Here is a 9,285-nt window from a genome sequence, read left to right as displayed (position 1 = left end):
GAAGAGCGCAAGATATTACGTAGATCTGTACGTGATTTCTTTGACGATTTTGCAGTTGTAGAAGCCGCTCCTGTTGCTGTATTCCAAATAGATCTGCAGGTACTAGCCCACGTACATGCTAATTGCCTTGAAGCGCCGTTTATAGTAAGAGCCATATCAAAGAAAGGATCAAAAAGAGCAAGAGTAGCCTCTGTTTCTCGATCAGAATGGGAGGCAAATGAAGGTTTAGACATTGTAAAACTCAAATCACGGTAACACCCTACAATGGTGCATCACAGCGTAAGAAATTACAAGTTTATTGTATATGTCCGTGTGAAAATTTAGCGACTGTAGGATAAAAAAACACGTTTTACGAACATGTTCTGTAAAGTGTATAATTTTGCAGAAGATAAAGCAACGTGCCCTATAGCTTCTATGTCTCTGGCATAGTATCTATCTAATTAGCTAATTAGGTTTAATTAAGTGTGCAGCATTTGTGCAATGTCCTCTTTCAGAAGAATTCTCTGATTAAGCAGAGAAGAATTTTCTTTCACATAAGGTAAAAATTTTTGTCAGTAACGTATATACACAGCTCATAGTTTCAAATTTCTGTTAGGAAGCGTTTTTTGTCACCATAACGTTGGCGGTATATCATGTTTATTTTGCCCTGATGAATGGTGGGGCATTAGGCATTACACTCTGTCAATGTTTTGTGCCTGGTGTATTCATATGTTGAAGGGTAGGATATGCCACGTACAAGCCTTGTAAGCAAGGCGTAACTTTACAGAAAACTCTGAGCAAGGTTCGGAGGTGGTATTTTAGATGTTGTCTCAGGTATACAAGGTGGAGCTAGGCAATTTACAGAGTTTAAGTGTGTGGTGTATCATTCGTGAGATGACGATCTGCAAGTAAACTCTCGGAGTTACGCGCAGATAGAAACAAAGAAAGTGCTGTATTAGTAGCACATCATGATTATGACTTACCGTAAGTTTTACTTTGGATAATACTAAGAAGCGCGCAACAGGATGTGCTACAGTGTGATTTCCTAAGTACTGGTGTAGAGCGAATCGTAGAAGTAGTGGGCAACATATGAGTGTCCATATTTTGGTCATAAAACTGATATCACCTTTCAAGTTTTGATTGCGAATGCTGTGCAACGTGAGAGATATCAACACCATCTAGAACGTGTTCCTCTTGCGATGATGTCATATGTTCTTCTGCTGGTACACCACTGGTGCTATTCTCAATACCGCTTTTATGAGTTTCTTCTTGCGATAAGGATTGATCGTTAGCTCTACTATCTTCGGAAGATGATGTTTGTGTATTATCCCTATCCCTAGCGAAGATGCCTTCATCATTTGGTGTGCAGACGCAGCTTGTGACAGTAGAACAAACTCTTTGAAAAAATCTTACTATACATGAGAAAAGATCCCTTATTGTAGTGTATGCGCTCCTGACCTTGTTCCCAATATGTTGCCACAATGTTGTTGTCTCCGAGTGAGTGGTGCCAGTCTCCAGGTTGACTGCGCTAGTTTCCTCATGGGTAATACTAGTCTCTCTGTGAGCAGTGCTATTTTCTGCGTGGGTCACGTCAGTTGCTTCAAGAGTGGAAGGAATCGCTATATGGGCGATGCTAGATTCTACATGAGACTTTTCAGCTACTGTATCGTAAATGCTCGCTTTCGTATCATAGATGCTATCTTCTTCTATGTCAGACTTTTCAGATTCTTCATTGTGGATGCTATCTTCTTGATTCTTGATTCTACGTTTCAAGTTTACCTTAAAGGTGCCCTCAGGAAAAATGCCATAAGGAGATGCTTCAGTAAGCATTTTATTGTGTGCTGCAACATCTAAGGCATAAGCATATTCTTCTGCCACCCGTAGAGAAATATCTTGAGGTCGGCTGCATAATGATAGCATATCCTGTGTTTTTATCGAAAAATCATCTAATTTACCGGAGATTATGAACTGATCTAGTGGATACTTTTCAGGAAAATTCTCAAATTGGAGTTTAAAATCAGCTTTATTGGAAAGCATACTTTCCAATCTCTGTATATTCAGAAAATCATCTGGCATAGGGAAGTGCCATTTATTATCCGGTAGAGGATCATCCCCTAATGGTAATGCAATGCAGGTATATACGTCACTATACTCTATGCATCCAGTGGCTTCGTTGAGAGAAAGGTCGTATCGAAAATTTGAAGATAAGAATCCTCCTATCCATGGATAAGGAAAAAAGTGAAGATATACGGAAACTTTATTAGGCTCAGTACAGCGCATGTGTACTGAATGCTTTATAGGTACATCGTTTTTATCTCTAGGGATATCTTTCAGAAGATGCGTATAATTGCTTTCAAAGGGAATATACTCGCTATCCTTATCCGCCATTCGCGCAACAGCACAAGTGGTAGCGTTTGGATAGCCTTCAATACAAGATTGATTTAGGGTACTGACCAGCTCCTCTAACAATAATGGTTCTGGTATGCATGCAGCACCAGTTTTACCAATTGTGTTGGACCTTTCAAACATCAATTTGAGTTTACAGAAAGATTCCCTTCTATATCCTTGAGTATCTAGCACTGAAGTGTATTCTTCGGGCTTTATTCCTGTTTTTTTACAGATCTCTTCCATTGGAAATAGCGACAGCCGTTCACTTGCTGACATATCGTCATAGATCTTGGTGATTTCTTCAGTGTCAGAATATCTGTTGTTTATGTATAGGAAGGTTCTGGACAGATCCTTTTTTGTCACTTCCCCTTGAAGAGCGGATTTGTAGAAAAGACATCGCACGGAATTCTCTATTGTTGTTTTGTTTAAAGCAAGTAGTAACATTTTTGTACCTACCAGCCTTATGTTTTGCATTGCATGTGCACTATCAGTAGTTTCCCTTGGCATAAAATTCCTCAATATGTTATATCCTTCAGCACCTGACTAACGGCGTCCTAACGCTATTAATGTAGGTGTTAGAAAATTGCATAAACATAAACCATGGTGCCGCCACCATTACGTGTGTAGAACCATGCAACATACCACTGCTATAGTGCAACAGCTATTTTACTATAGGGTGATAAGCACGCCTAATTCGCATTTACTGTACTATAGCGCTTAAGCCTTCTTCGCAGTCTTAACCTAATTAGTCCGATATAAATCATGTACCGGATTCCGCAGAAGTCATAACAACACAAACTGTACACAGACGTGACCCTAGACTACTGAGTCTTCCCGATTGAAACTAAGTCGGTAAACTCTTGGGGAAGTATTAGTTATTTTTTTAATCTTGCAAGTTAAAATTTCAATAAAATGTTTATTATTATCTACCAATGCTGATATAAGACCAAAATTTTCTTGTATATGCTGTATATAGCATGATTGCTAACTACCTCATAAGAGAACAAGGTCAGCGTTTTTACATGCAAGTAAGGTTTTTCTCCAGGGCTTAGAAATCAAGGCTGCGATAGTGGTGCTTAGCAGAGGCAAAGCTTTTTGCTATAAGCTCTAAACCCCGTCTCGTATTTTTTGGAAATAATCCTGTGCTAGAGGAGAGTTTTTAACTGTCGGAGAAAAGGTAGCTATTATACAGAGAAGGTGCAGTTGCCATTGATAACTCTGTAGAAAGCTACGTGTGTATTATTGCAACACACCCTTTCCAGTATTTCACTAAATGGTTCTGCCTCCAAAGTTAAAGATATGGTTACAGTGCTTAGCAGTGATAGAGCTTTGTGCTAAGCTATAAAATCCATCGTATTCTTTGGAAAGAAGACTGTGTTTAGAAAGAGTTTTTAGCTGTTGGAGAAAAGGTAGCCGTTATATACTCCTACAGTAAGGTATAGTTGCATTATAAACTTGAGGAAAGGTATAAGAATGGTCTGTAGCGACTTTTGTGTGTTAGCAATATATCAATATATGGTGTACTGCTATGAGAAATGAATGCGTTGAAAGTATGATAAGAGTCAATCATGCTGGGGAGTATGCAGCGGTGTGCATATACCATGGGCAAGAAATGGCTCTTAGGGGAAAGGCAGAAGCAGAGAGTATACGAGAGATGCTACAACATGAACTGGTGCATTTTCGTTACTTTGATAACGCTATAAAAGAGAGAAGAGTAAGACCATCAGTGTTTTTACCAATATGGCATGTCGCAGCTGTATCATTAGGATACATTACAGCTATGATGGGAAAGACGGAGGCGGCTATGGCTTGTACTGAAGCTGTTGAAGAGGTAATATGCGGGCATTATGATGAGCAAGCAGGGCAACTAGAGCGTAGTGATAGCGAGCATGAATTAAGGGATGCTATAATGCGATTCCGTGAAGAAGAGCGTGAGCATATGGAGATAGCGGCTCATAACGGTGCAGAGAGTGCTTTGGGATATAAGGCAATTTCTTGCGCAGTAAAGACTGCTTGTAGGTTGGCAATAGCAATTTCCAAGGTGTTATAAGTTTTGCTACGGACCGAGTTTTTTATTGGGAAGAATTAAGTACGCGAGTTTTTATGTATAGTTCTAGCAGTGTTGCCAGGTTGTTGACTGACAATTTTATTGTTTTTTCCGTTATGGTTGTTTTAACGGTTTGTGAATTTTTCCTCAATGGGATTACTCAAAGTTTTACCCCAAGGTTGGACATACTGTTTATGATTTTTATGCATAGCAGATATAAAGTTCCGGGTTATTTTTCACTGTTTTGTGTTGGAATAATGAGAGATCTTTTGTATTTCTCTACGCCTGGATTTTCGTCAGTATTGTATGTCTTGTCTAATGCAGCACTGCACACCCAACAGAATAAACTTAAGGGTTTTAAGGGAGTAATGCTTTCTGTGGCTATGGTTTTGATCTTGCAGTGGGTAATGAGCAGTTTTATAAACTTTAAGTTCGCTTCGATAATTTATCTAGCTAAACAAGTATCGGTATGCTCAGTTCTAGGGGTGTTACTTTGTAGGAGAAAGAGCGCAACCATTGCAAAACAGTTCTTGTAACTGTATTTATCCTGCAATTCTCCGGAATGCTATCTCAAAAGTGGGGATGGTGTTCTGTTTTGCATGGCGAGAGTCACCACATGGGTCGGGACGTCAAGCAGTTTCAGAGTAGCGTACTTGGTTGAGTATCCAGCCTCCACCCAAAAGCCTTTCGTTATCATATATAACGCATGCTTGACCTGGGGACACAACGCATCCTTCGTGCAGTACCACTCTGCCTCTTCCATCTTTTGCAATGCGAGAAATTGTTGCTTGAACCGCGGAAGATGAAGACCGTAACCTAACACTCGCAGACAGTCCGTGTTCAGGAATTTGATCTTTTGACAGCCAATTTAAGTCTCTTAAAAATAATTGTGTTTTCACTAGGGAAGATGATGGCCCCACTATTACTGTATTTTTTACTGGGTCAAGTGCCACAACATACAGCGGATAAGGATAAGCAATACCTAGACCTTTGCGTTGCCCCACGGTAAAGTTGGCTATACCGTCATGCTCACCTAGTACACTTCCATCAATGTGGTGAATCTTCCCTTTTTTTATTGTAGAAGGGTCCAGTGATGCAAGAGTTTCCTTGTAATTTTTCGGGACAAAGCATATATCCTGACTGTCTGGCTTATCGGCTACCTCTATGTTGAGATACTGTGCAAGCCTGCGCACATCACCTTTTACTAGATTACCTAAAGGAAACCTAACAAACTTTAATTGCTCTAGAGTCACAGAAAATAAAAAGTAACTCTGATCCTTGTGTTTATCTTTTCCTGACCATATTTGTAGCTCTCCCTCTACTTCCAAGCGCCTCACATAATGACCTGTGGCTACAACATCCCCGCCTATAGTCCTAGCCATCTTTAGCATATCCCTAAACTTTACAGTCTGGTTGCACTTTATACAGGGTATAGGAGTTTCACCAGCCTTATATGAATTTACGAAATCTTCGATGACTTCCTTACGGAATACTTCTTCATAGTTTAAAACATAGTGGGGAAAGCCAAACGATGCCGCAACCTTTTTAGCATCATAAATATCCGCGTTGCCGCAACATGACTTACCCGAGGATGCGTCGGGACTACTATACAATTGCATAGTAGCACCTATAACTTTGTAACCCAGCTTATGCAGCAAAACTGCCACCACGGAGCTGTCAACACCACCAGACATGGCAACAACAACAGTAGTTTCTTCGGGACGTTTTCCAGGAACTAAGGAATCAAGTTGTAGATTGTTAATCAATTCATGCATCCAACTCAATGAAAAAGCAGAAATACGTACCGTCTACATTGTACGCTAGATTAAATGCTCCTTCAATGTGAAAAGTAGTGTCAACCAAAGTAAGGAGCCGTTTTGGGCTTTCACAGGGATAATTGGTAACAAAATACATTTTTGCGGATGCGCACTAGGAGATCTTGTTACGTTTAGGTATGTCATACTCTTCAAGAAAAGCACGGTGTGCACCATCTAGGCCCAAGTCCTTTCTTATACGGAGAAAAAGATTCTTCAGGCCCTTGTGTACGGGCAAAAGTGGGTGAGCATAAAGCTTACGCGAAGTCATAGTGTTAGTCTGTGGAGGCATGATTAATGATTACCAGCTTCATGATATCTACTCTGAATCGTCAAAGATTTTTATACACAACGTATCGCAAATCTAAAATACGTCTGTAGCCTCTATGGCTTTACCAAAAGAGTTTATCAGATTTATAAATATTGGGTGAGCATCGTAGTGAGTAAGCTTTTCATCTTCAATGAGCTTATTGATCATCTCTACGATTTTTTTGCTCTCTATAGTCGCTACTTTACCATCCATGATACACTGTTTTATTTCATCATTGTTCCTAATGAAATCACACAGATATAGGCTATTGCTAGATAATTTCAAACTCACCAACACCTGGAAAGCTATTCCCAGTAGATTATCAGCTAAAAAATCAATGCCAGCTTGTCTATCTGTAAACATGGAAAGAGCTCTTGTAACTGTGTGAGCTGGAGATGAAGCATCCACCTGTATTATTACAAGTATGCCCAGCATAACGCATTCATGCGCTAGTTTCATAATATCGGGTGTTATCTTGCCGAATACAACTATATCTGCTGCATAGCAGCGTATTAGTTCCATATTTGCTTGAGATAAGGGATAAGAACTAACAATAGCGTGCTCTAGATGTTCACTATGCGTGTTGGGCATACCGAATGTCAAAATAAGACGCTTGTGCGCTTCACTTACAGTACTGATTAAGCACTGAATGGTCAGATCTTTATTGCAGCAATGGTTACCACCTAGCAGTATTATGCCATATGTAGTGCTGCTAACGACCTGTAATAACTCTTTAGGCAGATCTTCTCTTGTTGGAAGATATAGCTTTTTAATTATTCCGATAATCTCTGTAGAGTGCTGCGTCTTGGTTATAAATATATGTAATGTGTGCAATGCATCAAATTCTAGGGATACTTGCACCTCCCCATGTGTATCTAGTGTTGTGCGAGACTCTTCTGTAAGTATCTCGCCTACCATATCTTCTATATCCTGAGCACTGTTTTTTCCTACTTGTAAGAACTCCAAGCGGTTTAGCCTTTTTATGGCAGGTGGATGACCTACCGTGCAGTACAAACGTGTTGCTTCACGTTGAATAGAAGATGCCACAAGTTGCTTAAAATAACCCAAAATTTCCAATGTTATAACCAGTATATGCTACGTGTATGCTAGGAGATTTATGTAAAATAATTATTAAAGTACTCAAAACGCTGTTACCCTTCCAAGGCGTAGTTCATAGGACATCATGAGTATAATTTTGCTTACGGACAAATAAATCAGTATTAGCACCAGAATTGACGTAAGCACCAGTGGGGTAATAACTTTTCATACGAGACATAGCATAAGCACGCATGTTTAAAAGGTGGAAGGGTGGTGGTATGGGTGGGAATTTATAAAGTAAAACTTTTATTCTGGATATTGCAAAAGTGTACGAAACCTGCATTGGCGAGGAGATCTTGCTTAATCTTATATGAAGCTCTACGAATACTCTAAGAACAGAACATTTAGTTAAGGTGTTTGTCGAATACTGATGTTGTTGAGGCATAATAATATTGAGAGCAGTATATCACACGGCCGGGGCACCTGCTTAGGCATCGGGGGCGTGGCTATTAAAGCAAACCTATGCGCTACGACACTCTAACACTTGTTGAGGCTACAACACAATCCTCCGTATCTGTTACACATAGAACCTTTGCGCTACCTCCTTTAAAAGTTCTATCAGGGTTTTGCTGTAGCAGTAACCCAAAGAAGCAAAAGCATTACTCACTACTCAGCCCTGACCTAAAGCAAAAGTATGCCCTATCAGGGCCGTAGTAGTGTGCTTTGCCCGAAGTACCTTAGATTAACGCTGCTGTGATACGTTATTCTTTTTCGGTGACCCTACTATGTCAGAAGAGCCCGTTTTATGAGCTGTAGTATCTAAGATACATGTAGATGGGTTCTGCTGCATGCCATTCTCAAGGTTATTTGAGCCAGAAACGTTGAGACAACTTGCAGCACTGCAAAGGTCAGTATGGCTGCTGGACGCACCACCTACGGCAACAACAAGAGGTTCAGATGCCACATCAGCAGAGGATTTCTCGCCGCCTGTTACGGCTTTAGCCTTCGTACTGCTTTGTGCCACGTCTGTATCATTGGAATGCACATGCTCTGAACTTGTGATGACTGATTCAGTTGCACCCACCGCAGAGACAGCGCTTTTACATTTGTATGAATCACGACTACTACCCGTCAATGGCGTAACATTTTCCTCAGGAGCATGCTTAGGGCGAACACAAGAGCAGCAAGCACTAAAGCACCTTACTACAGCGCAAGCAATCCTGTGCATAAGGGTCGACAATCTATTCAATACACCTACAAGCTTATTTCGCATTCTAACCATAAGGCTCTCTGGGACAACTGGTGGTTTGAGCATTTTCGAAAAAGTATTCCATTTGTTTTCGGATATTTGTACGCTCTTCGGTATCCGTATTGAAAAATCTTTATGTGAAGGAGTATCACCCGAAGCAACGTTGAAGCCAGCTTCGCATATCTCATAAACTGCTGGGCTACCATCGCTAGGACCATTTTTTACCACTTTGTAGTGCAATTCGGTCATAATTATTCCTAGGTCAGGAGTAATAAAGCACGCATCATGCATAACCCATATAATATCGTTCGACATACGGACTGCATTAGTGTATAGCGTGCCACCTTTGTGCGCAGTTCCCATAGGAGGTGTGCAAGAGACCTTGCCACAGGATGCTACATCTACTAGTGTCCTCATAGTCCATAGAATGTGTCCGTCTCCAGGATAACACTCTCCGCCA

Annotated in this window: 7 protein-coding genes; 3 read left to right on the top strand and 4 right to left on the bottom strand. The window is 40.5% G+C overall.

Translation table 11 applies throughout. From position 1 onward, the window contains the following. The coding region (locus KPX09_RS03045; protein ID WP_249548939.1) for a hypothetical protein at window positions 1–255 on the top strand (255 nt) is incomplete at its 5' end. An 846-nt stretch (window positions 256–1,101) separates the two neighbouring features. Here KPX09_RS03045 and KPX09_RS03040 read toward each other — a convergent pair. Further along, entirely contained in the window at window positions 1,102–2,874 is a 1,773-nt protein-coding gene (locus KPX09_RS03040; protein WP_249548938.1) for a hypothetical protein, read from the bottom strand. Between the two features lie 1,045 nt (window positions 2,875–3,919). Here KPX09_RS03040 and KPX09_RS03035 point away from each other — a divergent pair. Both KPX09_RS03035 and KPX09_RS03030 read left to right on the top strand, forming a co-directional pair. Continuing rightward, a complete protein-coding gene (locus KPX09_RS03035; protein WP_249548937.1) occupies window positions 3,920–4,417 on the top strand; it encodes a demethoxyubiquinone hydroxylase family protein in 498 nt (165 codons plus the stop codon). A gap of 53 nt (window positions 4,418–4,470) precedes the next feature. Then, window positions 4,471–4,950, top strand: a complete 480-nt coding sequence (locus KPX09_RS03030; RefSeq protein ID WP_249548936.1) for a hypothetical protein — start codon at window positions 4,471–4,473, stop codon at window positions 4,948–4,950. Window positions 4,951–5,043: 93 nt separating this feature from the next. Here KPX09_RS03030 and mnmA read toward each other — a convergent pair whose 3' ends face one another. The 3 genes from mnmA to KPX09_RS03015 all read right to left on the bottom strand — a co-directional run. Next, on the bottom strand, window positions 5,044–6,189 hold the full coding sequence (gene mnmA / locus KPX09_RS03025) for a tRNA 2-thiouridine(34) synthase MnmA (protein ID WP_249548935.1): 1,146 nt from the start codon (window positions 6,187–6,189) through the stop codon (window positions 5,044–5,046). 403 nt (window positions 6,190–6,592) lie between these two features. Then, window positions 6,593–7,606, bottom strand: coding sequence for a twitching motility protein (pilT) (locus tag KPX09_RS03020; RefSeq protein WP_249548934.1), 1,014 nt, complete (start codon window positions 7,604–7,606; stop codon window positions 6,593–6,595). Window positions 7,607–8,318: 712 nt separating this feature from the next. Continuing rightward, window positions 8,319–9,285 (bottom strand): hypothetical protein (locus KPX09_RS03015; RefSeq protein WP_249548933.1); only part of this gene is annotated, 967 nt, incomplete at its 5' end.

This window comes from Anaplasma phagocytophilum (assembly GCF_023476575.1).
In the GTDB taxonomy this organism is placed as follows: Bacteria; Pseudomonadota; Alphaproteobacteria; order Rickettsiales; family Anaplasmataceae; genus Anaplasma; species Anaplasma phagocytophilum_A.
The sequence above is the reverse complement of the archived record's forward strand: the minus strand, read 5'-3'. Positions and strand labels throughout refer to the sequence as shown.

Coding starts and splice junctions, on each gene's coding strand:
- KPX09_RS03040 (WP_249548938.1), bottom strand. CDS start 2,874: ATGCCAAGGGAAACTACTGATAGTGCACATGCAATGCAAAACATAAGG.
- KPX09_RS03030 (WP_249548936.1), top strand. CDS start 4,471: ATGTATAGTTCTAGCAGTGTTGCCAGGTTGTTGACTGACAATTTTATT.
- mnmA (WP_249548935.1), bottom strand. CDS start 6,189: ATGCATGAATTGATTAACAATCTACAACTTGATTCCTTAGTTCCTGGA.
- KPX09_RS03035 (WP_249548937.1), top strand. CDS start 3,920: ATGATAAGAGTCAATCATGCTGGGGAGTATGCAGCGGTGTGCATATAC.